This window comes from Geopsychrobacter electrodiphilus DSM 16401 (genome assembly GCF_000384395.1).
In the GTDB taxonomy this organism is placed as follows: domain Bacteria; phylum Desulfobacterota; class Desulfuromonadia; order Desulfuromonadales; family Geopsychrobacteraceae; genus Geopsychrobacter; species Geopsychrobacter electrodiphilus.
The window spans coordinates 2,361,197-2,387,500 of sequence record NZ_ARWE01000001.1; the positions used below are offsets into that span (position 1 = coordinate 2,361,197).

The 26,304-nt window shown below is 48.7% G+C and carries 21 protein-coding genes and 2 rRNA genes (1 of these 23 running past the window's edge); 17 read left to right on the forward strand and 6 right to left on the reverse strand.

Annotated elements, in window-relative coordinates; translation table 11 throughout:
• Positions 1-3: 3 nt before the first annotated feature.
• Complete coding sequence (gene rpsA, locus D888_RS0111190; protein ID WP_020676650.1) at positions 4-1,200, forward strand: 30S ribosomal protein S1; 1,197 nt, start codon at positions 4-6, stop codon at positions 1,198-1,200.
• 288 nt (positions 1,201-1,488) lie between these two features.
• On the forward strand, positions 1,489-3,465 hold the full coding sequence (locus tag D888_RS0111195; protein WP_156826998.1) for a L,D-transpeptidase Cds6 family protein: 1,977 nt from the start codon (positions 1,489-1,491) through the stop codon (positions 3,463-3,465).
• Between the two features lie 333 nt (positions 3,466-3,798).
• Here D888_RS0111195 and D888_RS23150 read toward each other — a convergent pair whose 3' ends face one another.
• Positions 3,799-4,434, reverse strand: coding sequence for a DeoR family transcriptional regulator (locus D888_RS23150; RefSeq protein WP_020676652.1), 636 nt, complete (start codon positions 4,432-4,434; stop codon positions 3,799-3,801).
• A 232-nt stretch (positions 4,435-4,666) separates the two neighbouring features.
• On the opposite strand from D888_RS23150, the gene D888_RS0111210 reads away from it, so the two are divergent.
• Entirely contained in the window at positions 4,667-6,742 is a 2,076-nt protein-coding gene (locus D888_RS0111210; RefSeq protein ID WP_020676654.1) for a TonB-dependent receptor, read from the forward strand.
• A gap of 4 nt (positions 6,743-6,746) precedes the next feature.
• Positions 6,747-7,547: an energy transducer TonB family protein gene (locus tag D888_RS23655; RefSeq protein WP_083928840.1), complete on the forward strand. Its 801-nt coding sequence runs from the start codon at positions 6,747-6,749 to the stop codon at positions 7,545-7,547.
• A 95-nt stretch (positions 7,548-7,642) separates the two neighbouring features.
• Here the strand turns inward: D888_RS23655 and D888_RS0111225 are convergent, their stop codons facing one another.
• From D888_RS0111225 to D888_RS0111235, 3 genes are all read right to left on the reverse strand, one after another.
• Complete coding sequence (locus tag D888_RS0111225) at positions 7,643-7,867, reverse strand: NifU family protein (protein ID WP_020676657.1); 225 nt, start codon at positions 7,865-7,867, stop codon at positions 7,643-7,645.
• 87 nt (positions 7,868-7,954) lie between these two features.
• Positions 7,955-9,127 carry a class I SAM-dependent methyltransferase gene (locus tag D888_RS0111230; RefSeq protein ID WP_033423594.1) on the reverse strand — a complete coding sequence of 391 codons (1,173 nt, stop codon included), beginning with the start codon at positions 9,125-9,127 and terminating at the stop codon, positions 7,955-7,957.
• 88 nt (positions 9,128-9,215) lie between these two features.
• A complete protein-coding gene (locus D888_RS0111235) occupies positions 9,216-9,602 on the reverse strand; it encodes a rhodanese-like domain-containing protein (protein WP_020676659.1) in 387 nt (128 codons plus the stop codon).
• A 169-nt stretch (positions 9,603-9,771) separates the two neighbouring features.
• Here D888_RS0111235 and glpX point away from each other — a divergent pair, with 169 nt between their 5' ends.
• The 13 genes from glpX to D888_RS0111300 all read left to right on the forward strand — a co-directional run bounded on the left by glpX (position 9,772) and on the right by D888_RS0111300 (position 24,790).
• Positions 9,772-10,734, forward strand: a complete 963-nt coding sequence (gene glpX, locus D888_RS0111240) for a class II fructose-bisphosphatase (protein WP_026362353.1) — start codon at positions 9,772-9,774, stop codon at positions 10,732-10,734.
• Between the two features lie 93 nt (positions 10,735-10,827).
• A complete protein-coding gene (locus D888_RS0111245) occupies positions 10,828-11,655 on the forward strand; it encodes a cytidylate kinase family protein (RefSeq protein ID WP_020676661.1) in 828 nt (275 codons plus the stop codon).
• A gap of 74 nt (positions 11,656-11,729) precedes the next feature.
• Positions 11,730-12,476 carry a YebC/PmpR family DNA-binding transcriptional regulator gene (locus tag D888_RS0111250; RefSeq protein WP_020676662.1) on the forward strand — a complete coding sequence of 249 codons (747 nt, stop codon included), beginning with the start codon at positions 11,730-11,732 and terminating at the stop codon, positions 12,474-12,476.
• A gap of 91 nt (positions 12,477-12,567) precedes the next feature.
• A complete protein-coding gene (gene ruvC, locus D888_RS0111255) occupies positions 12,568-13,083 on the forward strand; it encodes a crossover junction endodeoxyribonuclease RuvC (protein ID WP_020676663.1) in 516 nt (171 codons plus the stop codon).
• Positions 13,080-13,679 (forward strand): Holliday junction branch migration protein RuvA, encoded by a 600-nt coding sequence (gene ruvA / locus D888_RS0111260; protein ID WP_020676664.1) that lies wholly within the window; start codon positions 13,080-13,082, stop codon positions 13,677-13,679. Before ruvC ends, ruvA begins: the two co-directional genes overlap by 4 nt.
• A gap of 45 nt (positions 13,680-13,724) precedes the next feature.
• Positions 13,725-14,735 (forward strand): Holliday junction branch migration DNA helicase RuvB, encoded by a 1,011-nt coding sequence (ruvB, locus tag D888_RS0111265; RefSeq protein WP_020676665.1) that lies wholly within the window; start codon positions 13,725-13,727, stop codon positions 14,733-14,735.
• 66 nt (positions 14,736-14,801) lie between these two features.
• Entirely contained in the window at positions 14,802-17,099 is a 2,298-nt protein-coding gene (locus tag D888_RS0111270) for a hypothetical protein (RefSeq protein ID WP_020676666.1), read from the forward strand.
• A gap of 58 nt (positions 17,100-17,157) precedes the next feature.
• Entirely contained in the window at positions 17,158-17,700 is a 543-nt protein-coding gene (locus D888_RS0111275; RefSeq protein ID WP_020676667.1) for an epoxyqueuosine reductase QueH, read from the forward strand.
• Between the two features lie 102 nt (positions 17,701-17,802).
• A complete protein-coding gene (locus tag D888_RS0111280) occupies positions 17,803-18,108 on the forward strand; it encodes a phasin family protein (RefSeq protein ID WP_245555010.1) in 306 nt (101 codons plus the stop codon).
• An 18-nt stretch (positions 18,109-18,126) separates the two neighbouring features.
• Positions 18,127-19,818: an ABC1 kinase family protein gene (locus D888_RS0111285; RefSeq protein ID WP_020676669.1), complete on the forward strand. Its 1,692-nt coding sequence runs from the start codon at positions 18,127-18,129 to the stop codon at positions 19,816-19,818.
• A gap of 251 nt (positions 19,819-20,069) precedes the next feature.
• Positions 20,070-20,999 (forward strand): UDP-3-O-acyl-N-acetylglucosamine deacetylase, encoded by a 930-nt coding sequence (gene lpxC / locus D888_RS0111290; RefSeq protein WP_020676670.1) that lies wholly within the window; start codon positions 20,070-20,072, stop codon positions 20,997-20,999.
• A 161-nt stretch (positions 21,000-21,160) separates the two neighbouring features.
• Positions 21,161-23,407: a sensor histidine kinase gene (locus tag D888_RS0111295; protein WP_020676671.1), complete on the forward strand. Its 2,247-nt coding sequence runs from the start codon at positions 21,161-21,163 to the stop codon at positions 23,405-23,407.
• Between the two features lie 12 nt (positions 23,408-23,419).
• Positions 23,420-24,790 carry a sigma-54-dependent transcriptional regulator gene (locus tag D888_RS0111300; protein ID WP_020676672.1) on the forward strand — a complete coding sequence of 457 codons (1,371 nt, stop codon included), beginning with the start codon at positions 23,420-23,422 and terminating at the stop codon, positions 24,788-24,790.
• A gap of 132 nt (positions 24,791-24,922) precedes the next feature.
• On the opposite strand, the gene rrf is transcribed toward D888_RS0111300, so the two are convergent.
• A 5S ribosomal RNA gene (gene rrf / locus D888_RS0111305) occupies positions 24,923-25,039 on the reverse strand.
• Positions 25,040-25,111: 72 nt separating this feature from the next.
• A 23S ribosomal RNA gene (locus D888_RS0111310) occupies positions 25,112-26,304 on the reverse strand; it runs 1,762 nt beyond the window's last position.

The following is a 26,304-nucleotide window of genomic DNA, read 5'->3' on the forward strand; positions in this document are numbered from 1 at the left end:
GACATGCAAGACAAAAATTTTGATCACGATGACGAACAGAGCAACGAAGATTTTGCAGCAATGCTTGAGGAGAGTCTCGGAAGCACCACGCGGCTTGAACTGGGGCAGAAAACCGATGCGACAATTTTGCAGATCGGACCAGACTGGATGTTCCTCGATATTGGTCAAAAAGGCGAAGGGGTTCTCGCCGTCCATGAATTTCAAAATGAAGATGGCGAACTGACTGTTGCCGTCGGCGACCGAATCTCGGCCTACTTTGTCTCGCGCGAAGGGGGTGAAATGCGTTTTACCACCCGCATAGGCGGGGGGAGCAAGGGAAACGAGCAACTCGAAGAAGCCTGGCGCAGCGGGATACCGGTTGAGGGCCGGGTCGAAAAGGAGATCAAGGGGGGCTATGAGGTCAAACTCCCCGGTAATATTCGCGCCTTCTGCCCCTATTCACAGATCAGCCTGCGTCGTCTGGAAAAACCCGAAGAGGTAATCGACAAAACCTTCCCCTTCAAAATCACTCAATTTGAAGAACAGGGGCGTAACGTCGTGATCTCTCGCCGCGACCTGCTTGAAGAGGAGCGTCGTGAACAGCGAGATGCACTGAAAGAAACCCTTAAGGAAGGGATGAGGGTTCAAGGTGAAATAACCTCTCTGCGTGACTTCGGCGCCTTTGTCGATATCGGTGGCATTGAAGGGCTGCTGCCAATTTCCGAAATTGCCTACGGCCGTATCGAAGATATTAACGACATTTTAAGGATTGGACAAAGGCTGGAACTGGTGATCAAACGCATCGACTGGGCCGAAAATAAATTCTCCTTCAGCCTGCGCGACACCCTGGCCGACCCCTGGGCCGGAGTCCCGACCAAATACCCGGCAGGAGCCCAAATTTCCGGCAAGGTTTCGCGCCTGACCGAGTTCGGCGCCTTCATCACCTTGGAAGAAGGGATTGACGGGCTGGTGCATATTTCCAAACTTGGGGAAGGGCGACGTATCAATCATCCGCGTGAAGTTCTTTCCCTGGGTCAGGATTTGGGGGTGACAGTTGAAAAAGTCGACCTTGAGCAACGCCGCATCTCTCTGGTACCAGCCGGAACTGAACTCGAATCAGAAGAGAAGTCGTATACTGATCAATCAGTCATTGCAGGAATGGGGACTTTTGCAGATTTGCTGCGGTCAAACCCAAAGGGTAAAAGGCAAAAACAGCAATGATCTGACCCCTTCATGCTTTATTAACCCTGAGAAGAGCCCTCCGGCAACGCCAAACACAGATTAATTCTTTGTAGAACACCATAAAGCGGTGGGGTTAGCCTGAACACCACAAACAGAGGATAGCATAGGCGGACGATTTTTTAGGAATAATGACAATATAGAAAAATACATCAGTAAGCAGGGCAATATTCGTTTGTCAAAAAATCCAGTAATAGTATGTTTTTTCTATCTTTTCATAAGTAAACCCTTATAATGTGAGGACACATTAAAGGGACAAAGGACCAAAAAGTGTTAAAACTCGATAGACAATTCGGTTTGTATGTCATCAGGGAGCCTTTGGCGATGAGCTCGTCAAAGGCCTGCTGCCGTGCAGAAGACCCATTCTTCGACCGTGATGTCATATTGAAACTGGTTGGACCTGACGAAGTTGGGTCCCGCGAAAATCTGGATCGCCTCAGCCCGTATCTAGATTCACTTGCAGGGCTGGAACACCCAGCGATTGCACCTGTTTACGACAGCGGCATTGAAGGCGACGCCTGCTATTTCACGACAGTTTACTATCCAGACGGCTGCCTTGCGGACCAATTGAAACAGCCAATGAATATCGGCAAAGGGCTACGGATCATTCTGCAGCTCAGCAGCGCCCTGGCCTATGCCTATAGTGAAGGGTTTGAGCAGGGTAAACTTTCGCTCAAAGATATCTTTTTCTCAAGCGATGGACATGCTGTAATTGCCGATTTCGGTGTTGCAGCGACCATTACACGCTTAAAACAAAAGAACCCCTTGTCTGCTCATGATGACCCTGATGGCGCAAGAATTGAGACTCTCAAATGCTTGGGGGATATTCTGGTCAAGCTATTGCTTGGGCCGGGGGCCAAATCCGATGCAGTCTCAACAACGCTACTCGGACAATCCCATGGCAAACCCATCATAGATTTAACAACTGATCTACTGGGTCTTGGTTCGCACGAAATCAAGAGCTTTGAAGATCTGCTGGTGCGCCTCAGGAGTTTAGCTTTACTTAGCACTGATGACGGTATTAACGATTATGTCGAATATGTCGAACAAACAAATTCCTCCAGCCTGACCAACACCAAATCTGGAACAAATCCCGTCATTACCCCATCGCAAAGACAGCTTGAAATAAAGGAGGCCGTCTATGCTAAAGGGGAAATCCGTCGGTTGGTCGCTGAAAAAAATAAATTACAGGTAATTTTACAACGCGCCGTCAACTATAAAAAACATGCTGAGCAAAAGATCGAAGCAAGCACCAACGCTCTTAAAGAAGCTAAAAAAGCTGAGAAGAAAGCCCTTGTTGATGCAAAACTTGCCCTGGAGCAACTTTCAGGGCACCGTCCGCCCCATTGGCATCCTGCCCTCTGGCTGGCGGGTGGAGTCTTGGCAGGCTCACTAATCACCGGCAGTTATAACTACTTCCGGGCGTCTGACCAGCAGCCGCAGCTCCAAGCCCAAAACCCGGCTCAGCAGGCGGTGCCGTCCACACCCGTGCCGCCCCAAACTCCAGTGCTGCAACCAACTCAGGACCAAGTTGTCGCCATCCAACCCGAAATCATGCCCGGCGCCGTTACTCCCGAGGTACAGGAACCGGTGCAAGAAACAACTAAACTCTGGTGGCCTGCCGGTGATGAATTTGATGCCACCGCAGCCGTTCCTCTAGAAATGACAGTGAAGGTGGAAAGACTCGTTCTAACCAATGCTTCGCCTAAAAAGGGAATCCATGATACGCAACAAGCATTCCCGCTTTCTGCTTCAACTGACATTCCAAACAAAGCTCCACGTCAAAACTTTAAAACACTAAATAACACGGAACCCTGGTGGCCTGCTGGAAATGAATTTGATCCGCCGGCAGAATATTCAGCTGGATCCTGTCCGGACGTTGTATGTGTTGTCAAGAATTGGGCAAAGGCATGGTCAAACAAGGATCTAGAGGGCTACTTCTCTTTCTACAGCGAAGATTATCGCCCTGAACCTGGTAGATCTCTTGATGAATGGCACAGAATGCGGCTAGAACGCTTAAGTCGGCCACAATGGATCAAAGTCATGATTGAAGATTTACAGATACGACCTATCGGAGTAGATCGTGTGCAAATCAAACTGAAACAGATCTATAGCTCTGATTATTATCAGGATCAGATTTTAAAATCGCTGAATCTCGTAAAAGAGAATGGTCAGTGGCGCATTCTGACGGAGCGTTCGCTTGGCGCTCTTAACCCTGCGAACAGTAGCGATATGGTGGGTGGTTAAAAGTTATTCACCGGATTTACGGTCTGCATTTCAACTCTAAAACCATAATGTTCAACACTCCAACGCATCCTGAAACAATTCGTCCTTCCCCCTCTATCCCGCCACGTGACCAATTCCTCCGCAACGGCCTACACGTTTCACCGGAGTCATTGGGACCGACGGGAGTTAACTTTCCAGAGCAACAGCAACACACTATCTTTTTTTAGAGAACCAGTCGGAGCGGGAACCAGAATTTCGCAAAACCGCAGATGATATTAAACCCCAAGGAACTACTGATTGGTACTGTCCGCCCAAGCCCGTTACTGGTTCATTGCACAGATGAAAAGGCTCCCTTTATTGATTTTGTCTAAGGACCTCAGCGCAGTGTGGACAACCATCTTGTTCGGGATTTAGCATCATCGTTTCGCGCAAAAACATTATGGCCTCATTCAAACGCCCCACCTTGCCACCAAATCCGGTTTGAAAACGACGCGCCATCTGCTCGTCTTCAAACGTCAAAACAGATGGATGACAACACGGGGCAGCAACACTGCCGAGCAAGAAAAATGAATTTTGAGCGGCATGCAACTTTCCTGTCAAATAGTCAGCGGTTAAGGCCATCATAATATTATCGCCAAAAAGAATGTGAGCCGAAATTCCACAATGCGCGCAACATGCCTGGCGTTGTTCGCCCTTTTTCCCTGTTAAAGTATAAAGCAGGTGTTGTGTCGAGGGGCGCGTGCAGATCAAACATTCCCCTTGTCGACTTTCTGGAAAACTCGTCACATCCCCTGCGTTTTGCCTCGAATCAGCCGACTGAACAGCACCGCCATGTATTCTCTTCAAAAAGCCCTTCTCTTCAAGCAACACAAGATCTCGATGGATCGTCATTTTCGAGACCTGAAAATTCTCGGCTAAATCAACGACCTGAAGATTTCCAGCAGCCTGCAACTTTGCCAGAATCAGCTTCTGTCTTTCACTCGAAGTCATCTGTCCTCACAATGTACATTCATTTGTTAGCATAAAAACAAAAGATGTTGCATGTCATAAACTTATTGCTATATTTTACCTGAATTACAACATCAGTGGTTATTAGTTGACCAAATAATAACATAAATTGTTTATCTATCCTCATAATATTAGCGAAATGGTCAACAATTCGATTTAGCACGATCAACCCCTTAGCCAGGAAAAATCCACGCACCCCAGCAGGAGGGATCACATGTTTTACGTCCACAAATCTGTCATGGCAACAATATTACTTTTAATAGTAGTTGTCAGCCCTGCATTTTCCGCAACAACAATGCTAGAGGATATCAACGTTCGCGCAGATCGACAGGTACCCACTGAAGAATCCTTGACCATTCGCGAAGTCATGGAAAGTCCTGCGCGAGACCTTGGTGAAGCCCTTGAATCCATACCGGGACTAAACAGTGTTAATAAGGGTGCCATTGCGAATGATATTGTCCTGCGCGGCCTGCAAGGCGATGATATCAACGTATTTCTCGATGGCGTCCGACTGTATGGTGGCTGCCCGTCTAGAATGGACCCCCCCTCATTTCATTTTGATTTTGCAGAGGTCGAACAGATCAAGGTGATTAAGGGCCCCTATGACCTCGAAAACCCGGGAAGCATGGGCGGCATGGTTAACGCCATCACAAAACAGCCACAACCAGGACCAGCTGCAAACCTGAGTCTTACTCTTGGATCATTCAGCCTTTTAGACTCCTCTGCAACCGCATCTATGGCATCAGAAACTGGTGATTTATTGGGTGGATATGCCTATAAATCCTCTCACTCTCCAATGGATGGCGATGGAAAACGACAGCTGGAGGTTTATGCACCAGGGACCCCTCACAGCTATATCATTGACCTAGATTCAGACGCGTACAAAATTCACACGGCCTGGATCAAAGGTGGTTACAACTTTCAAAGTAATGTCCGCAGTGAACTCGGCTACTCCTACCAGGACGCGGAAAATGTCCTTTATCCCTACCTGTTCATGGATGCAGAGTATGACCGCACTCATCGTGTGAACTGGACGTTAAAAGCTGACAAGTTGGATGCAGCCGTTGACGCGGTGGACTTTCAACTCTACTGGAATCAGGTTGAACATCTGATGCACGACAAATTTCGGACCTCTTCAACAAATCCAATGGTCGCAGTAAATAACAAAACATACAGTATGCAGACAGATTCAAGCACCTCGGTCTATGGAGCAAAAGCAAAAGGGGACTGGTTGATTGGCTCAGGCAAACTGACGACAGGCATCGACTACTACTACCGCAACTGGGATGCCACCAACGAAGCATTGTTTGGAACATATGTGCCCCAACCCATGCTGCCAGATATCGACGTCAATAATTTTGGCGCTTTCGCTGAATATTCTCAGCCACTCGCCCATTCTTTCAAATTGAAAGGTGGGACACGGATAGACTACACAATCGCAGAAGCAAATGCGTTGACCCAAGCCCGACTCGACAGCCTCTATGTGACAAATGTTTCTGGGTCGAACCTGAAGAACAAAAACGACTTCACCAATGCAAGTGGCAATATTCAGCTAGCCTGGCAGGTCATTCCGGAACTGGAGCTCTTCAGCGGGATCGGACTGGGAACACGCACCCCTGACCCGCAAGAACTTTATATCGGCCTTAACAGAGGGAGTATGGGGCCAAGCTGGCTCGGCAATCCAAATCTGGGTTCAACACTTAACCGTCAAATTGATTTCGGAGCAAAGATCACCGGCGAAAACTTTTTTCTGAATGCCTCAGCCTTCTACAGTGCGCTGCAAGACTACATTACCTTGACGGAGGACATCGTCGTATCAACAGGCAACAGCGCCAAAACCTACCAGAATGTCGATGCCACCCTCTGGGGCGGAGAACTCAGTTCACAACTTGCCCTGCCAATGGATTTCTATTTACGAGGGAGCCTCGCCTATGTCCGAGGTGAGAATAAAGATAAAAACCAGCCCCTCGCAGAAACTCCACCCTTGAATGGTTCGGTCAGTGTCCGTTGGGATAATGACAGTTATTTTGCAGAGGTCACCGAACGCTTTGCCGCAGGCCAGGATCGCGTCGACTCTGACCTGCAGGAACAGACAACTGCAGGCTGGGCTGTCACTGACGTCAAAGCTGGCGCAAATTGGGAGAATTGGTCACTGGCAGCTGGCGTCAACAATATCTTTAATATCTACTATTTCACCCATCTGTCATACCAGCGAGACCCCTTTGCTTCTGGCGTCAAGGTTCCCGAAGTTGGGGCATTCGCCTATGCAACCCTGAGTTACAATTTTTAAAATCATGAACATTGAGGAGCTAAGCCCTCACAGAACACAGCCCCTGGAACATCCATGGGGCCGGGCCTTCTGTTATTCGTTGTTAATACATGCCGGGGTGATAATAGCCTTGGCACTGCATGTCAGTATGCCAGTCCCACCGATGAACCTGCCAAAAGCGATCAAGGTGGATCTGATCTCAATACCAGCAGTTCCGAAGGTTCGACAAAAATCCCTTCCGCGAGCAGTTATCCAGAAGCCGGTTTTGCCACAACCGATTATAAGACCGCGACCCATCATCCAACAAAAGACCGAACAGCTACCACAGCCTGCTGTCAGCCTGAAGCAAAATCCGGAAACAATTCCTCGTCAAATAACACCGCCCAAACTTGAGTTTAAAAGACCTGCAACAGATAAAATAGAGCAAAGTCCTCCGATCAACCCGCTGCTCACCTCGACTAAAGATATACCCGTGCTGTCTCCAGCTGAGGCGCCAATCGACAGCCCGTTGACACCAATGACTTCTGCGCAAAGTGACAGCCTGCAAAGCTATTCAAACTTGATCAGACAACGCATCGACAGGGTAAAACGCTACCCCTTAATGGCGCGCAAGGCAGGTAAACAGGGGAAAGTTATGGTTGAGTTTAGTGTCGATCGGCAGGGGAAACTACTTGAAAGCCGGATTTTAACCGGCTGTGGGACCAAAGTTCTTGACGACGCAGCCCTTAAGGCGCTGACCCGCGCCAGCCCTTTTCCTCAACTGCCTGACGACTTACCGAGTCCGCACAAATTCAGCATACAGATCAATTTTTTTCTGGGAAGCTGAGGAGCCATTGCCATACCAATCACCAGAGAGCCAGAGAGGGCAGGATGACGATCTCACCCTGCCCTCTCTTTATCTCCAATTGGTACAAATCAATATCAGCGGACCTGGACAACTTCCTTGACCGCCGGAATTTGCTGCATCAGGGTCTTTTCGATACCCATTTTCAAAGTCATGGTTGACATTGGACAAGAGCCACAGGCTCCGGTCAGGCGCACACTCACAACGCCCTCAGCGGAGACATCAACCAACTCAACATCACCACCGTCAGCCTGCAGCGCGGGGCGGACCTGATTCAAAACTTCTTCAACCTGTGCTTTCATCTGGCATTTCCTCTCAAAATATCGGTAAAAGAAACCTTCCTGGTAATAAATATAACCCGATTGTTATTAAACCGGCAAGACAAGATGTCAGATCCCCGCGGGCAAACCGATTGCGCGTATGGGACGTGCGCACAGCAACTCAATATTGCCGAGGCCCTTCCCTTGTACCAGAACCTTAAAACTTTCCCCCATACCACCGTCCGGCAGAATCAAATTTTTCAAGGTCAGACGTAGAGCTTGAGCCCGCTTCGGATCGATCTCAAGGGCCTGGAGCCGAATCAACTCTTCCAGAAATCCGAGCCCCAGCAAAAAACGATATTGCTCGCTAAAATAAAGCGTCTTAAGCCCGTGCTCTTCGCCGATTTTTTCTAACAGGGTAAAGTTGACATGTGCCGTCATATCCTGACAGCCAATATACTGATAAGGATTGTCACTGGATTGATGTCGATGGTAACAGAGCAGTGTTCCAGCCCGACGCCAGGGAGCCAGCAGTTCAGCTGCCGGATAGCCATAATCGATAGTCAATACTGCACCGCACACCAGTCGCTGAGCGACCTGAGCCATCCAGTCGAGTGCCGCAAGATTGACTTCGGCGCGATTCCCCTCAACCAGAGGATTCCCGGATAGCTCAAAATAATCATTCAAACGTGAATCAGTCAAAGGAGCTAATTCTTCGACGAAGCCCTCATCTATACAATTAACCAGAACCTCCTGCAGAACGTTATCCTGTTTTTCGACGACATGAACCGGAAAGGCATCAACCAGTTCATTGCTCAAAAAGCAACCTGTAAAAGGCTCCAGCTCTGAGAGTTCACACCAGATAACGCGACCAGCTGTTACATGGCTGGCGAGATTTTGTTTTTGTTTCTGCCGGTGATCGGTGCTGATCTCGATAATTCGATATTCGAGTTGCACATAGAGTTCAGGTGTTTCTGAGGCCAGGGCATCTAGAAGGTCGAGACATAGATAACCTTCGCCAGCCCCCTGCTCAACGAGAGTAAACGGACCCTTCCCCATATGCTGCCAGAGTTGAACAATCTGGCGAGCAATCAAACGCCCGAACAGAGAATGAACACTCGAAGAGGTGAAGAAATCGCCCTGCTTGCCGATGCGGGTCCGGGTGGAGGTGTAATACCCATACCGCGGATGATAGAGGCAAAGCTCCATATAGCGCGCAAAGCTAATGGGTCCCCGTCGATCAATTTCTTGAACGATTTCTGCGCGAAGGTCTGCATTTTCTACGTTATCAAGATCGGACATCAAATAATCCACTGCACGATGATTAAAAATGGGGCCCGGAATATAGCGGCCCATCAAAGGCAAAACAAGGGAGACGATCTTAATGCCTTCAGGGGCCGCCCGTAATAACAGGAAAATTTCGCAGTTTCCAGGCCCAGATTCCACCATTCAGATTATAAACCAGAGGGTACCCATTGCGTGCCAGATACTCAGCAACCTGCGAGCTTCGCGAGCCGACGGCGCAGTAGACCAAGAGCGGCTGATCCTTCGGGACTTCGGCAATACGCTTCAACAAACTATCAATCGGAATCAGATGTGCACCCTCAAGTCGAACTTCAGAATATTCCTGCGGTGTCCGCACATCCAATAGGTATAACTTGGGATTTTCCTTCAATAACTTCTGAGCGGCTGGAGCATCGATATTCTGGACAACTGAGGCTTGAACTGATGTCAGACACAAGAAGACAAGCAATAGGGCAAAAAGGACTTTTTTCATCGCAACAAAACTCCCATGGGAAAAGTATTTTCAAGCAGTGTATTCAACTTTCCCCATGTTGACTACCCCTAAGTCGCAAGGCTTGAATTGAAGGTCAAATCATGCCATCATGCCCCGTTAAATTGTGTCAACCCGACTTACAAAAATGCCGGAATGAGTGACAATGAAAATCAATCGGGGTATCGCCCTGGAAATGGCCCGTATAACAGAAGCCGCTGCGGTCATGTCGGGTCGCTGGGTTGGACGTGGCAATAAACTTGCCGCTGATGCTGCAGCCACCACCGCCATGCGTGACACCCTGAACGGCATGGAGATTGATGGCACCGTGGTTATAGGTGAAGGGGAAATGGACGAAGCTCCGATGCTCTACATCGGCGAGCGGTTGGGCTTGGGTGGTCTCAAGCTGGACATAGCCGTTGACCCCTTGGAAGGAACCACCATTTGCGCCAACGGCACAAATGGCGCAATTGCGACGATCGCCATGGCTCCACCGGGCGGATTTCTCCACGCACCGGATATGTACATGGATAAAATCATCACCGGGCCGGCAGGGCACGGTGCGGTAGATATCAGCAAAAGTGCGGGAGAAAATGCCTTACTCTTGGCACGATCCAAGGGCTGCGATGTGCGGGATCTGACCATAGTACTGCTCAACCGGCCCCGGCACAAAAAAGCAATCGACGAGCTGCGGAACGTTGGATCCCGTATTCAGCTGATCGAAGATGGTGATGTTGCTCCAGCCGTCGCTACGGGTATCGAGGGGAGCGGCATCGACATGGTTTTGGGAATCGGTGGTGCCCCTGAAGGCGTTCTAACCGCGGCTGCAGTCCGTTGCTTTGGCGGATTCATGCAGGGCCGTCTGGTGTTTACCAGTGACGAGGAGAAGGATCGGGCGAGGAGCATGGGAATCGACGCCCTTGACCAAACCTATTCAGCCGACGAACTTGCCAAAGGTGAAGTCTTTTTTGCGGCGACCGGAGTCACCAACGGTGATCTGGTTCGCGGTGTGCGCTATTTTGCAGGAGGTGCACGGACCCACACCGTCGTCATGCGGTCGGCAAGTCGCACTATCCGTTTCATCGAAACCCTGCATTACTTTGATTATAAGCCCGGCTACACTGCAGAAGCATGAACGCACTAGAGTAAGTAACACCTTTGGTATCTGTGCATTTGACACATCGAACCCTGACCAGAACCTGAGTCAGGCAGACTGGAGAAATGAAAGATGGCGATCATCACAATTTCCCGTGAAATGGGGAGCGGCGGCATCCCAATCGCGCAGAAAGCAGCTCAAAAGCTCGGTTATCGTCTAATTGACGGTGAAACCATTGAAAAGATTGCGCCGCAGTATGGCCTAACGCGAGAAGTCTTGTCCCAGATCGACGAAAAGCCACCCGCTTTTATTGCACATCTGGACCGACAGATCGAACTAGGAATGAACCGCATCCAACTGATCGTGCTGGAGCAGGCCCTCGAGGGCAATGTCATTATTTATGGCCGGGGAGGACAAGACCTCTTAAAAGGGGCCGATAATGTCCTTCGCGTTCGTGTGATTGCTCCCTTCGACCTGCGCGTTGAACGCTGGGCCGAACGTGAATGGATTGATCCCGATTTAGCTTATAGTCTGGTTCGCAAAAGCGACCAACAACGTGCGGGCTTCATTAAATACTATCATGACCGCAACTGGGAAGATCCTCTCCACTACGATCTAACCATCAACACGGCTAAAATCAGTGAAGAAACCGCGGTCCGTCAGATCATGTCCGGGGTGAAGGATGAAAATCTGCTGCAGCTGAAATCCCAGTCAAAACAACGATTACACGATTTAATCATCCAGAAAAAAATCCAGATCGCACGCTTGGCAGACGAGCGGATCGAAGATCTGACCTTTCAGATAACGGTCAACAAGGGACATGTCATTATGGAAGGACATGTCTACAGTGAAACTGAAAAACTTGCAGCTATTGATGGCGCAAAGGCAACCCCTGGCGTGACCAAGGTCACCGCCAATCTCAGAGTTGTCGGCTATCGATCAGCCCCAATGGAACTTTAATTTTATTCAAATCAGAATAAACCTCCAGCTTTAATAAAAAAAACCAAAAGAACAAGGTTCAGGAGAGGTTCAAAATGTCAGGACACAGTAAATGGGCGAACATAAAACACCGCAAAGGCGCCCAGGATGCTAAACGAGGCAAGATTTTTACTAAACTTATTAAAGAGATCACGATCGCAGCCCGCATCGGGGGCGGAGATCTTGAGTCCAATTCACGCTTACGTCTGGCGGTCGACAAGGCCAAACAGGGAAATATGCCGAAAGACAATATCGACCGCGCTATCAAAAAAGGAACCGGCGATCTCGACGGCGTTGTCTATGAAGAAGGAACTTTCGAAGGTTATGGCGCTGGTGGCGTTGCCGTGATTGTCGAATTCATGACCGATAACCGCACCCGAACCGTTGCGGATGTCCGCCACGCGTTTAACAAGTATGGTGGCAGTCTCGGGGTGAGCGGTTCGGTCGCGTTCATGTTCGATCGCAAAGGCCAGATCCTCTTCGATGAAGAATGTGATTTCGATACGATATTTGAAGCGGCCCTTGAGGCTGGAGCCGAGGATGTTAAAGAAGATGATAGTATGATCGAAGTGCTGACGGACCCTACCGAATTCGAAACCGTCAGGAACGCCCTTACAATGCAAGGCATTAAATTCCAATCGGCCCAAGTCACCATGATCCCACAAAACATGAGTCAAGTCGCCGGGAAACAAGCAGAGTCCTTGATGAAGATGATTGACGTTCTCGAGGATAATGACGATGTCCAGAACGTCTATACAAACTTTGACATCTCAGACGAAGAGATGGAGAGGATTATGGGATAATCGGCTGCTCTCAGCTCAGCATCTCAAGATTTAAGGCCAAAGGTGCCCTTTTTCCTTTGGCCTTTTCCTTTTATCCTTTATTCTCTGCGCTATGAGAATTTTAGGTATCGACCCGGGTAGCCGGACGACGGGCTACGGCCTTATTGAGCAACAGGGGAACCGACTCCTGCACCTCGACAACGGGGCCATTATCACCCGTAACGGCTCACCGCTGGCGGACCGCCTCCTGTTGATCTACACCCAGCTCGAAGAATTAATTCAAAAATTTCAACCTGATGCCGTCGCGGTTGAGCAGGTTTTCATGGCCAAAAACGCCGCCTCGGCTCTCAAACTGGGCCATGCTCGTGGCGTTGCCCTTCTCGCAGGGGTCAGGGCCGGATTACCAGTTGCAGAATATACCGCACTCCAGGTCAAGAGCGCGGTGGTCGGCTATGGTCAAGCGGCTAAAAGCCAGGTTCAACACATGACCCGCACCCTGCTCTGTCTCCCCGAGATTGCGCAAGAGGATGCTGCAGATGCCCTTGCGGTAGCCATCTGCCATGCCCATAGTCACAAACTGACAAACCAGATTTTACGCCAGTCTCAACTGCGTGGAGGAAGAGGATGATCGCACTTCTAACCGGCGAAATAACCCAACGCCGAGCTGACGCCATTGTTATCGATGTCGCAGGAGTCGGCTATCGCGTTCAGGTTCCTCTTTCCACTTTCTATGGTCTTCCGGAGACAGGCAAGGTCTGTTTGCATATTTATACGCATGTGAAAGAAGATGCCATAAGCCTGTTCGGCTTCCTCTCTGCAGAAGAGAAGGATTTCTTCGCGTTACTCATATCTGTCTCAGGTGTCGGGCCTAAACTCGCTATCAACATCCTGTCACATATGCCGGCCGGAGAACTTGCAGCGGCACTTATAGAGGACGACATTGCGCGCCTAACAAGTATCCCCGGCATCGGCAAAAAGAGCGCCGAGCGGCTGGTCCTTGAACTTCGTGAAAAAGCAAAAAACTTCATTAGGGGCAATACTGGCACCATTAATCTGGCCAAAAAGCCCATCCCATCGGGGGTGCGCGAAGATGCAATCTCAGCGCTGATCAATCTCGGGTACAAAGATAATCTAGCCAATAAAGCAGTCAATAGCCTTAAATTCGCATCAGATACAGCTCTTGAAGAGATCCTTAAAAATGCCTTGCAGATGCTGCGCAAGTAGATATAAAGCCGACGTGGAATCGAGTTAAACATGGAAGAGCGCTTAATGTCGGGCCAACCGAAAAACGATGACGAATTATTCGATACTGGCTTGCGCCCGAAAACTTTACAAGAATACATTGGCCAAACCAAGGCCAAGAAAAACCTTCAGGTATTTATCGATGCGGCGCGTAAACGTAAAGAAACACTCGATCACGTACTTTTTTACGGCCCCCCCGGATTGGGAAAGACCACGCTCGCCAACATTGTTGCGCAGGAGATGGGGGTCGCGATAAAAAGCACATCGGGACCGGTCATTGAAAAAGCGGGGGATCTTGCGGCGGTTTTGACGAATCTGGAAGAGGGGGATGTGCTGTTTATCGATGAAATTCACCGTTTGTCCCCCGTCGTGGAGGAGATTCTCTATCCGGCAATGGAAGATTATCAGCTCGACATCATGATCGGCCAGGGTCCTTCGGCACGCAGCATTAAGCTCGATATCCCACCCTTCACTCTAGTTGGAGCCACGACCCGTGCCGGTCTTCTCTCGTCCCCCCTGCGAGACCGTTTCGGAGTAATCAGCCGCCTTGAATTCTATACCGATCAGGAGTTGACTCAGATTGTTAACCGTAGCGCACGCATCCTCGATATCCCTATTGATGCAGAGGGCGCGGCAGAAATTGCACGACGAAGTCGGGGCACCCCCCGAATTGTCAACCGCTTGCTCCGTCGGGTACGCGACTTTGCCGAAGTGGAAGAGGATGGGTTGATCAGTAAAGAAGTTGCTGATCGCTCACTTGGACGTCTCGAAGTCGACCGCAGGGGACTGGATTTCATGGACCGCCTGTTGCTCACCACCATCATCGACAAATTCAAAGGTGGCCCTGTTGGTCTTGATACCCTGGCCGCCGCCATTGGCGAAGAACGTGACACCATTGAGGATGTTATCGAACCGTTTTTGCTCCAGCAAGGGTTTCTCCATCGCACACCACGTGGCCGCGTCGCGACAGAACTCTGCTATCAGCATCTTCAAAAAAATTCTATAGAGGTTACTCGAACTGGCAACCTCTTCGGCTGATTGCGCCAATGATCAATACTATGTGAATAATCGCCCTCACTGAGCCGATTAGGCTAAACGGAAACAATGGCATCAAAAACTCACTTGCAGCTTTTTGCCCAACAACTTGCATCCTGGGCCGAACAGATCATCGAAAATGGCCGCACACCCTTCAGGCGGGTTGATCTTTTTCACCAACTGCGCACCGAAGCGGGCTCATGCCAGCCTCCCTTAATTTTCTGGATCAACCGGCAAAGCATGATTGCGGGTGGTTTAATCTTTCTGCCCGAAATGAACAACGACAAACTTTTCATCCGAGAAGCGGCGGCAGCAGCCTCCCTCGGGTTGCGCAACTTCGTTACCTGGGAGTCCGAAACAATCAACATCTGGGAGGCCAGTCCTACCGAAAATCGACGGATATCAAGTTTACCCCTGCCCGGGGCCAATGACCCTGCCATTTTCCACCATCGCCTGTATGAAATTATCGACCAACTAAAGCTCCTTTCGGTTACCGGCCGCATCGCAGCGCAAGAGGTCTCGCCTTGCTATCTGCTGAATTTGATTGATGAAACACTCAAGCTCTCTCAACCAGCACTACTTGAACACTGTCGTTTACAACGGAGTGAACAGGCGTCCGTGCTCACGGCGGAAGAAGAAGCCGAAAACTGGAACCGACTCAGTTTACTCCGCCTGCTATGCCTTCAACACTGGCAACAGCTCCCGAAACATCTTCCGGTGGAACACTTCTCTTTAACCCTTGCAGAGGCGTTGACTCAACTGCCATCTCCTCTCAGAGAGAGCCTGCTAACCCTCACCCCGCTTCCGGACAAAGAACTTCCTACTGAGAGCGTCGTCGCGTTTCATCATCTCATGCTGAGGATTCAACAGATTGGCTGGAACCAGGGGAAAGGGGCTAAAGGCGTTCTCACCCTTCTCCTTCGAGACTGGTACCCCGATGCAACGGGGGATCCATTAAATAAAGTGAACCGCCTCCTGTTTCATTCGCAGGAATTGGCGCCGCGCTGCCAAAGTGAGATATCGCATTCTGGAGCTCAACTGGCAGCCAACACCCTCTGGAGGACTCTGCAGGGTCATGAGCACCCTGTACAAAAACAGGGTGATGCCTTTATTTTCAGCCTCCCATTTGAAGATCAAAGGCTGCATGCCAATTTTTACGGTACAATTCGTCCCGAACCCGCTCTCAGGCGCGAGTTGTCAGGCTATCTGCGTTCAAGTTGGCCCAATCGAAAACTAACAATTCCGGGAAACCTTCCTTTTTGGGCCACTGAAGCTACACATATCCTGGGCTTGACCGTGCCTAATAGTGAAATTGAGCTTCATCTGCCGGATAACTGGCTAACACTCCTCCGTTATTCATTTTTTACCGAATTGCTCTTTGCCAACTTTGCCATCAATTCGGTTGAATGTCATGACCACGGTCGGCACCTGCTTAAACTTGCGCGCAGACCGAACGAGGGGCTGACAGAATGTAAAATGCTCGACGGCAGCCAAAGGTCCCTTGACCTGGGCCAAGAACCTGAACTGGCCTGTAGCCGTCTACTCTATGCTCTTGAACTCTCGCCTTTTTTGTTTGAACTCTTCTGTTCTCAACAATTGAAATCTCTGGACATTGAAAGTGAAGAGCTAAATGAGATTGCAGCACTCATCTGTTTCAGCAAGAGCAGTCTGGGCCAGATGCTTTGGTTTACACAAACAGGCATAGCGCCCCCCGCAGTTGAGCCTTTATTTGTTACCGAAGCGTTAAGATTTGGCTGGTTGATCCCCGACCTTCTTCACTTGCAGGAATTGAAACGCCTAACAAAAGATCAGCCATCAACGGCAAACCTTGATGTTCTTGTTGCACAACTACTCGACATCCCCCACGACGAGAAATTCGCCAATAACCGGCAACCTCAGCAAAACGAATCTCCGTCGAAACCGGCCAACAACGCACTGGGAGAGGATCTTCTGCGTCAACTGGAAATTGAGGGGATTCCTCAGTTCCCCCAGACCTATCTATACCGACTAGCCACCGGACCCCTTCAAAGTTACCGTTTTACCCCGCCGCTCTATTTAAAACATGAGATGCTGGGCCTCTACGAATTGGAGGACGCGCAAGGCAAAAGGTTTCAGGTCACTGGTGAAGAGACCAAGGACGCCCTGCTATTAGCAGGCAACCTCATGCTGACTACACTGGAAATCCCTCAGGACCGCCAACAAACCGCGGCAATGATTGATAACTACCGCCAGGATCTGCTCCAGCTACAGGAGAAAATGACCCGACTCTGCCACCGCCATATTGCCCAACTACCGGCAGCTCAACGCCTGCAAAAAAAACTCTGGCAGCAATTATCGCTCCCTCCGCTCAAATGGCTTTCCAGTTGACTTTATAACCTGCTTCGGGGCAGGCTTGACTTCGCTAAAATCGAACAGGGACAAGCCAATGAACATTTTACTTCATGTCTGTTGTGGAAACTGCGCCATCTTCCCGGTGAAAGAGCTCCGCGCACAGAACCATCAACTGACTGGTTTTTTTTTCAATCACAATATCCACCCCTATCAAGAATTTCGTCGTCGCCTTGAAACGACCATAGAATATGCCCAACAAGTTAAACTCCCTCTCCTGATTGATGACCAGTATCTGCTGGAAGAGTTCCTTGCAAAGGTTTCCTCAGATCCTGCCCGGCGCTGCAATTATTGTTACAGCTCCCGTCTCATAAAAACCGCCCAACAAGCTGCGGAAGGCGGGTTTGACGCTTTTTCTACGACCCTGCTCTACTCCCGCTATCAAAATCAAAGTGAGATCATCCGCTTAGGGCATCAACTGGCAGAGGAATACAACCTGACCTTTATCGGACAGGATTTCCGCTCCGGCTGGAATGAAGGGATCCGGATTTCCAAAGAGATGGGTCTTTACCGGCAACAATATTGTGGCTGTATCTATTCCGAAAAAGATCGCTATCATCCCCGCGCTAATGCTACCTGAAACATATCTCTCCACGCGAAAGGATTGCCGACTTTCAGTAACCTGCTATTATTTCAGTGACTTCTATACATCACGACATATATCTTGTCTCAAAGGAGGAGTATGATGATCGACTTTATTGAAAAAACCATTCTGGCGGGTTTTGGAGCATTGTCGCTAACTCAAAAAAAGTCAGAAGAGTTTCTCAAAGAGGCAAGAGAGCGCGTTGATCTTACTGAAGAAGAAGGGAAACGCCTCTTGTCCCGACTCCAGGAGATCGCGAAAGATAACCAGCAAAGATTTGAAGACCTTGCTCGCGAAGAGCTAAAAAAAGCGGGTTCACACATGGGCTTTGTCCCTAAGACAGAGTTTGATGCCCTGGCCAAAAAAGTGGCCAAACTCGAAAAAGAACTTAAAACCAGATCCTGATCTGATCGGAACTCGCAGATGCTCACCTTCAGCCGGATCAACCGTAATCTGCGTTCGCTAAAACGTTATCGGCAAATTCTGGGCGTACTGATCAAGTATGGCTTCGGACACATCGTCGAACAGCTGAACATCGATTATTATCTTGAGCTTGGTAAACGTATTGTCTCACTCGGGACACTCTCGCACGAACTCGAACGGCTCTCGCAGGCTGAGCGCCTGCGCCTGGCACTTGAGGAACTTGGCCCTACCTTTATCAAGCTCGGCCAACTCCTTTCAACTCGCCCCGATGTCATCCCGCCAGAATATATCAATGAATTAAAAAAACTGCAGGATTGTGTCCCGGCAGTCTCCACCGAGGAGATCAAAAAACAATTTGAGCGGGAACTGGGAGCTAAGGCCGATGCGCTATTCCAAAATTTCGACCCGATCCCGTTGGCAACGGCCAGCGTTGCTCAGGTGCACCGTGGGATTCTGAAGAATGGTGAGCAGGTCGTATTCAAAATCCGGCGGCCTGGCATCCAGCGGGTTATTGAAACCGATGTCGATATCCTGATGGGACTGGCCTATCTGGTGGAGAATCACCTTCCCGGTGGGGATATGTATGACCCGATTGGCCTTGTCAAAGAATTTCGCCGGACTATAAATCGTGAACTTGATTTCTCGCGCGAGGGGCGCACAATTGAGCGTTTCTCAAAGAATTTTGCTGACGATGATGCGGTCCGGATTCCTCAGGTCCACTGGGAATATTCGGGTCGCACTGTACTGACGCTGGAATACCTCGCAGGAATTAAAGTCTCCCATCTGGATGAGTTAATACAGGCGGGTTACGATCTGAAAATAATTGCCCACCGTGGCGCAGCATCTTTTCTGAAACAGGTCTTCGAACACGGTTTTTTCCATGCCGACCCCCACCCTGGCAATATCTATGTTCTACCCGACAATGTTCTGTGCATTTTCGACTTCGGGATGGTCGGTCGCCTTGATGAGGATTTAAAGCTGCAGTTGACCGAACTGCTACTGTCGATTCTGGAACGCGATGTCGATCACATCATTTCACAGCTTCTTTATTCGGGCGACCTGCATGATGATTCAAACCTGAAAAACCTCAAAAGGGATCTTTCGGAATTTATCGATGACTATTACGATCTATTACTGCAGGATATCCAAGTTGGAAAATTGCTGATCGATTTTATTCAGATATTGGCCGATTATCAAATCAAGTTTCCTTCAAATATGATGCTGCTGGCCCGAGCTCTGATTGTGATCGAAGGTCTTGGACGTCAGCTAGACCCAACCTTCAACATGATTGATCAGGTACGCCCTTTTGCCGAACGCATCGTAAGAGAACGCTACACCCCGGCTAATGTATCCAAAGATCTCCTTCGCACACTTCAGTCCTATCATTCCCTCGGCAAAAGCCTGCCGAAGGACATCAAGGAATTCATCAACCGCATAAACCATAACAAGTTTAAAATTGATCTTGAACATCGCGGACTTGAGCGTCTGATTACGGATCTTGACAAATCGTCAAACCGGATTTCCTTCAGCTTGGTGATTGCGGCTCTGGTCATCGGCTCATCAATCATCATGCAGACCGACAAGGGCCCCATCCTTTTTGGATTTCCGGCTCTCGGCCTCTTGGGCTATTCGATCGCGGGTTTTCTCGGTTTTGCCCTTGCGATCGCCATTCTCCGTTCTGGTCGAATGTGACCTCCAATACTCCCCGGGAAAATTCTCCGCAACAAGAGCAGTAAACACTATCCCTTTTCAGGTGTAGTGTTTACTGCACAGTCACCCAAATGTTCGATTAAACCTGCAACACTTATAACGTCAATATCCAAATATTGAATCTCATTTCTCTTTTATTTCAATATGTTAAAAGCATTGAACCATATGGCAGGATATTTGCAAATTAGGCAGTCCATGTTTCAAACAACCATAACTCATCTGGATTTCTGGACATGATTTTGCAACGCACCATAAAGACACCTGCTGAAATTACCGGCGTAGGACTTCACTCCGGAGCGACGATCAGACTTCGCATGCGACCGGCTTCGGCCGATACAGGTATTATTTTTCACCGCCGCGAAGGCGACCGCGTCGTTGCCATTAAGGCGCTAGCGGAAAACGTAGTAGATACACGCCTGGCCACCGTCCTTGGTCGTGACGATCTAAGCGTATCAACGGTCGAGCACTTTCTGGCCGCCCTCTCCGCCTGCGGTGTCGACAACCTTCACGTTGATATTGATGGTCCCGAAGTTCCAATTCTGGACGGAAGCGCTAGCCCCTTTGTCAAGATGATTGAGCATGCCGGAATTGAAGGTCTGCCTGCATCCAGGCGCTTTATTGCCATTCGCAAACCGATCAGTATTATTGAAGGTGAAAAACGGATCAGCATTATCCCATCGCGGTTCTTTCGAATTACCTTCGATATTGCTTTTGAGCATAAAGCGATCGCCCTTCAACAATACAGTATGAAATTTTCAACCGAAAATTTTCGCAAAGAGATCGCACCGGCACGAACCTTCGGCTTTCTTCATGAAGTTGAATATCTTAAAGCCAATGGCTTGGCGCGTGGTGGTTCACTTAAAAATGCCGTCGTCATAGATGACAACGGTGTTATGAACCCTGAAGGGTTACGCTATCAGGATGAATTTGTACGCCACAAAATACTCGATTCGTTTGGCGATTTCAGCTTGTTAGGTGCACCGATGCTCGGCCACATTCGTGCATTCAAGGCCGGGCATGACCTGAACGCAAAGATGGTGCGCAAAATTCTCGACAGCCCAGATCATTGGGCCTACGTTGAATTCAGCGATGCGGCAATGCAAGAAGCACAACGCAGGAGTGCTCGTGCCTTTGCCATTGATTTGGCCTGGGACAAGGCATAGTTTATTACCCAACACACCACCCTTAAGGGGCAACCATAACCGGTTGCCCCTTTTTTATGGCATTCCTGCGCTCATATTCCATTTTACATTTGCCGGACCCGGCTATTTTTAGTAATAATTACATATTGTTCCCGCATCGTTAGATCACTTCAAGGAGAGCCATGTCTCAGGATCTGCAGGATCCAGCGTTACAGGTAAAAAAAAACAACCGCCGCTATCGTGAATGGTTCCTGCTGGCTGTCGTTGCAACTATTATTGCTTTTTTACCTAAGATTGAAAATCATCTTTTTGAGATTTCTTCAAAACTGGCACTCTCCAACAGCATCGTTGCGCTCTCATTAATCAACCTGAATGTCCTACTTGTCTTACTCTTTCTTTTTTTAATTTTACGTAATATTTTCAAATTGTTTATTGAAAGACGTAAGGGAGTTCCTGGCGCCAAACTACGCAGTAAACTTGTCGGGGCTTTCATTGCACTCTCATTGATCCCGACTATGTTGTTGTTTTTTGTTTCGGCCGGATTTATCACCACCAGTATCGATAACTGGTTCAACCGACAAGTTGATTCAGCTCTTGATGAGTCACTGGAGGTTGCGCTGACCTACTACCGGAACTCAGAAGCGACTGCCCTTTATTTCGCTGATCAATTAGCCAAGCGAATCAAGCAGGATAAACTTATAAACGAAGAAAACTTGCCACAGCTCAAGGCTTTAATTAAAGAGAAACAGGAGGAATATAACTTGGGCATTGTCGAGGTTTTCTCTTCAACCCAAGAGGAATTAGTTCGGGTCGCTAATCCCAAACTTCCAATTATTGAAATCACCACCGCAAATTCAGATCCAGTTAAAGAAGGCTTACAGGGGAGTAAATTTTCTCAAATTACCCCCGTGGGGAAAGCTGACCTGATTCGCGGAATTGTTCCGATCTTTTCAAACTGGGACCCCGCCGATATCGTCGGCGTTGTGGTCGTTAACCACTATGTCCCTTATTCTCTTATCAATAAGATGAAGGAAATTTCAAGTTCCGTTGAACAATACAAGACGACTAAATTGGTCAAGACCCAGATTCAGCAAAGTTACATCGTCGTCTTATTACTTATTGCGCTCATTATCATCTTTCTGGCGACATGGTTTGGCTTCCATCTCGCGCGCGGCATCACGGTGCCGATTCAGGACCTCGCGGAAGCAACAAGCCGTGTCGCCGCTGGCGACTTAGATATTCACCTCGAAACCCGCAGCACCGACGAAATAAGCACACTGGTTACTGCTTTTAACAAGATGACTTCCGACCTCCGAGAAGGGCGGAGTTTGGTTGAAGAGGCCAACCGGGACCTGCAACGATCGAATATTGAGCTCGAACGACGTCGTAATTATATGGCTATAATTTTAGCCAATGTTACGGCAGGGATCATCTCAGTTGATCGCTATGGGCGATTAACTACCGCTAACAAGTCAGCCGAAAAACTTTTGCGCTTTACCGCATCAGAAGTGATTGGGAAGGATTTCCGTGAAGTCGTTCCAGCCAATTATCTTCCACCAGTGAAAGAACTTCTTAAAGAACTATTTCAAACTGAAAAGGACAGCATCAAACAACAACTCTCCTTACCTTTTGGCAACGACACCATCACCCTCCTCGTGAATCTTACGACCCTCAAGAACGAGCAAGGGGACTTTATGGGAACAGTTGTTGTATTTGATGACTTGACTGGACTCGTCAAAGCACAAAGGATGGCAGCATGGCGGGAGGTCGCCAGACGTATAGCTCACGAAATAAAAAACCCTCTCACCCCGGTACAACTCTCGGCTCAAAGGTTAAGACGCCGCTATCTTCAACATTTCAGCAAAGAAGATACTGTTTTTGATGAATGTACTCAGATGATTATTACTCAGGTTGATGAACTCAAAAAGTTAGTTAATGAGTTTTCAAACTTTGCACGCATGCCAGCAACCAATCCTGCTCCTTGCAACCTCAATGACATTATCGAAGAGACCCTGGTCCTCTATCAGGAAGGACACAAACAAATCAAATTCAACTTCACTAGAGAGCCAGTGATGCCGACCGCCAATCTGGACCGGGAGCAATTGAAACGTGTTATGATCAATCTCATAGAAAATGCGGTCGCAGCCAGTGACAACCAAGGACAAATAGATATCGAAACCTCCTATAACAGCGATTTACAGATCATTACACTATCGGTTGCTGATCAAGGATGTGGAATCCCCCCCGAAGATAAAGAACGACTATTTGAACCCTATTTTTCGACAAAAAAATCGGGGACGGGCCTTGGATTAGCTATTGTCTCAACCATCATATCGGACCACAACGGCTACATCCGCGTCCGCAACAACTTCCCGCAAGGAGCGAAGTTTACGATCGAACTCCCTGTGATTAAACCGCAATCAACCTGATCAGGACAGCACATGGAAACCATACTTATAGTTGATGACGAGGAGAGCATCCGCCTCAGTCTTGAAGGTATTTTGCAGGATGAAGGCTATCGGACACTTTTTGCCGGCAACGGTGAAGATGCAATTCGAATGGCCCAGGAAGAAGACCCCGATTTAATATTGCTCGATATCTGGATGCCGGGGATAGATGGTATTGAGGCTTTGTCCAGAATTAAGGAACTCAGACCACATCAGTCAATCATCATGATGAGTGGCCATGGCAATATAGAGACCGCAGTGAAAGCGACTCACCTGGGAGCCTATGATTTTATAGAAAAACCCTTGTCTCTTGAAAAAATCCTTCTGAGCATCCAGAACGCGATGAAAGTAGGTCAGTTATTGGCTGAGAATCAGGCGTTGAAGGCTAAAATCAATAAAACACACGATATGATCGGGGCAAGTATCCCGATTCTTCGATTGAAAAAACAGATCGACATAGCCGCGCCCAGTAATGGTTGGGTACTGATCACCGGTGAAAATGGAACAGGGAAAGAACTAGTCGCCCGCGCGATTCATCATCAATCCACACGCGTTGGACAATCTTTTGTAGAAGTAAACTGTGCCGCAATTCCTGAAGAATTGATTGAATCTGAACTTTTTGGTCATGAAAAAGGGGCCTTTACCGGTGCTACAGTCGCAAGAAAGGGAAAATTTGATCAGGCCCATAATGGCACTCTTTTTCTTGATGAAATCGGAGACATGAGCCTAAAGACTCAAGCCAAAATATTACGTATTCTTCAGGAAAGGAAATTTGAAAGGGTCGGTGGCAATCGCACAATCGAGGTCGATGTACGTGTCATTGCCGCCACAAATAAAAATCTTGAATCTGAAATTCGCGATGGCCATTTTAGAGAGGATCTTTATTTCAGACTTAATGTACTCCCTTTCCACGTTCCTCCACTCAGAGAACGAAAAGATGATATCTCACTATTGTCAAATCACTTCTTAAATTATTTTTGCAGCCAGGAGAGCCGTGAAATCAAATGCCTTTCACCTGTCGCATTACAAGCTTTAGTTAGCTACAACTGGCCAGGAAATATCCGAGAATTAAAAAATTTAATTGAGCGAATGGTCATTATGACCCCTGAACCTGTGATCGAATATGAGCACCTTCCCGAATCGATAAAAAATACCTCCGATATTTCTGATGCCGAGATGACCCTTGGAAACATATCCATTTCATCATATAGAGAGGCCAAGGAAATATTCGAGAAACAATTCTTGAAACAAAAGTTAGAAGAAAATAACTGGAATATTTCTCGTACTGCCGAAGAAATCGGCCTCGAGAGGTCAAATTTACATCGTAAAATTAAAGCTTATTTACTTGATGCTGATCGGGGGTAAAGTTCGAGAGGGGGGTAAGGTCTGCTAGCTAAATAAAAAAAGCCGTTGATTCTGTTGAATCAATGGCTTTTTTCAGTTCAAATTTTCGACATAAGAAAAAGCCCCTTCGATTTGAAGGGGCTTTTCAAATAATTTCGGCAGCGACCTACTTTCCCACATAGTTTCCCATGCAGTATCATTGGCGCGGTAGGACTTAACTTCTGTGTTCGGGATGAGAACAGGTGTGACCCCTACGCTATAGCCACCGAAAACCTTAAAACTGGTTTACGATTGCATTGACTGATCAATGGCAAAGTCTGAAAAACTTGATAAAAAGACTATATGGTCAAGCCTCACGGTCAATTAGTACCGGTAAGCTGAACACATTGCTGTGCTTACACATCCGGCCTATCAACGTTGTAGTCTCCAACGGACCTTCAGGGGGGCAAACCCCCAGGGAGATCTCGTCTTGAGGTGGGCTTCCCGCTTAGATGCTTTCAGCGGTTATCCTTTCCGAACATAGCTACCCTGCGATGCCTCTGGCGAGACAACAGGAACACCAGTGGTTCGTCCATTCCGGTCCTCTCGTACTAGGAACAGATCCTCTCAAATCTCCTACGCCCACGGCAGATAGGGACCAAACTGTCTCACGACGTTTTAAACCCAGCTCGCGTACCACTTTAATTGGCGAACAGCCAAACCCTTGGGACCTGCTTCAGCCCCAGGATGTGATGAGCCGACATCGAGGTGCCAAACCTCCCCGTCGATGTGAACTCTTGGGGGAGATAAGCCTGTTATCCCCGGAGTACCTTTTATCCGTTGAGCGACGACCCTTCCATACAGAATCGCCGGATCACTAAGACCTACTTTCGTACCTGCTCGACGTGTATGTCTTGCAGTCAAGCTCCCTTATGCCTTTGCACTCTTCGGCTGGTTTCCAATCAGCCTGAGGGAACCTTCGCGCGCCTCCGTTACAATTTAGGAGGCGACCGCCCCAGTCAAACTACCCACCAGGCAGTGTCCCCGATCCAGATAATGGACCTAGGTTAGACATCCAGAAGAACAAGGGTGGTATTTCAAGGACGACTCCACCGACACTAGCGTGCCAGCTTCAAAGTCTCCCACCTATCCTACACATGCTGTCCCGAATATCACTGCCAAGCTATAGTAAAGGTTCACGGGGTCTTTCCGTCTTGCCGCGGGTAGACGGCATCTTCACCGCCAATTCAATTTCGCTGAGTCCCTGGTTGAGACAGTGCGGAAGTCGTTACGCCATTCGTGCAGGTCGGAACTTACCCGACAAGGAATTTCGCTACCTTAGGACCGTTATAGTTACGGCCGCCGTTTACCGGGGCTTCGGTTCAGTGCCTCGCTTGCGCTAACACATCCCCTTAACCTTCCGGCACCGGGCAGGCGTCACACCCTATACTTCCTCTTACGAGTTTGCAGAGTGCTGTGTTTTTAGTAAACAGTCGCTACCGCCGATTCTCTGCGACCCCCTTCGGCTCGGCGAGCAAGTCGCTTCACCTGATGAG

Excerpts from the sequence above, each read along its gene's own strand:
- D888_RS0111300 (WP_020676672.1), top strand. The coding sequence starts at position 23,420 with ATGGAAACCATACTTATAGTTGATGACGAGGAGAGCATCCGCCTCAGT.
- D888_RS0111210 (WP_020676654.1), top strand. The coding sequence starts at position 4,667 with ATGTTTTACGTCCACAAATCTGTCATGGCAACAATATTACTTTTAATA.
- rpsA (WP_020676650.1), top strand. The coding sequence starts at position 4 with ATGCAAGACAAAAATTTTGATCACGATGACGAACAGAGCAACGAAGAT.
- lpxC (WP_020676670.1), top strand. The coding sequence starts at position 20,070 with ATGATTTTGCAACGCACCATAAAGACACCTGCTGAAATTACCGGCGTA.
- D888_RS0111280 (WP_245555010.1), top strand. The coding sequence starts at position 17,803 with ATGATGATCGACTTTATTGAAAAAACCATTCTGGCGGGTTTTGGAGCA.
- D888_RS0111270 (WP_020676666.1), top strand. The coding sequence starts at position 14,802 with ATGGCATCAAAAACTCACTTGCAGCTTTTTGCCCAACAACTTGCATCC.
- D888_RS0111245 (WP_020676661.1), top strand. The coding sequence starts at position 10,828 with ATGGCGATCATCACAATTTCCCGTGAAATGGGGAGCGGCGGCATCCCA.
- D888_RS0111225 (WP_020676657.1), bottom strand. The coding sequence starts at position 7,867 with ATGAAAGCACAGGTTGAAGAAGTTTTGAATCAGGTCCGCCCCGCGCTG.
- ruvC (WP_020676663.1), top strand. The coding sequence starts at position 12,568 with ATGAGAATTTTAGGTATCGACCCGGGTAGCCGGACGACGGGCTACGGC.
- D888_RS23655 (WP_083928840.1), top strand. The coding sequence starts at position 6,747 with ATGAACATTGAGGAGCTAAGCCCTCACAGAACACAGCCCCTGGAACAT.
- D888_RS0111235 (WP_020676659.1), bottom strand. The coding sequence starts at position 9,602 with ATGAAAAAAGTCCTTTTTGCCCTATTGCTTGTCTTCTTGTGTCTGACA.
- D888_RS0111295 (WP_020676671.1), top strand. The coding sequence starts at position 21,161 with ATGTCTCAGGATCTGCAGGATCCAGCGTTACAGGTAAAAAAAAACAAC.
- ruvB (WP_020676665.1), top strand. The coding sequence starts at position 13,725 with ATGTCGGGCCAACCGAAAAACGATGACGAATTATTCGATACTGGCTTG.
- D888_RS0111275 (WP_020676667.1), top strand. The coding sequence starts at position 17,158 with ATGAACATTTTACTTCATGTCTGTTGTGGAAACTGCGCCATCTTCCCG.
- ruvA (WP_020676664.1), top strand. The coding sequence starts at position 13,080 with ATGATCGCACTTCTAACCGGCGAAATAACCCAACGCCGAGCTGACGCC.
- D888_RS23150 (WP_020676652.1), bottom strand. The coding sequence starts at position 4,434 with ATGACTTCGAGTGAAAGACAGAAGCTGATTCTGGCAAAGTTGCAGGCT.
- D888_RS0111285 (WP_020676669.1), top strand. The coding sequence starts at position 18,127 with ATGCTCACCTTCAGCCGGATCAACCGTAATCTGCGTTCGCTAAAACGT.
- D888_RS0111250 (WP_020676662.1), top strand. The coding sequence starts at position 11,730 with ATGTCAGGACACAGTAAATGGGCGAACATAAAACACCGCAAAGGCGCC.
- D888_RS0111230 (WP_033423594.1), bottom strand. The coding sequence starts at position 9,127 with ATGTCCGATCTTGATAACGTAGAAAATGCAGACCTTCGCGCAGAAATC.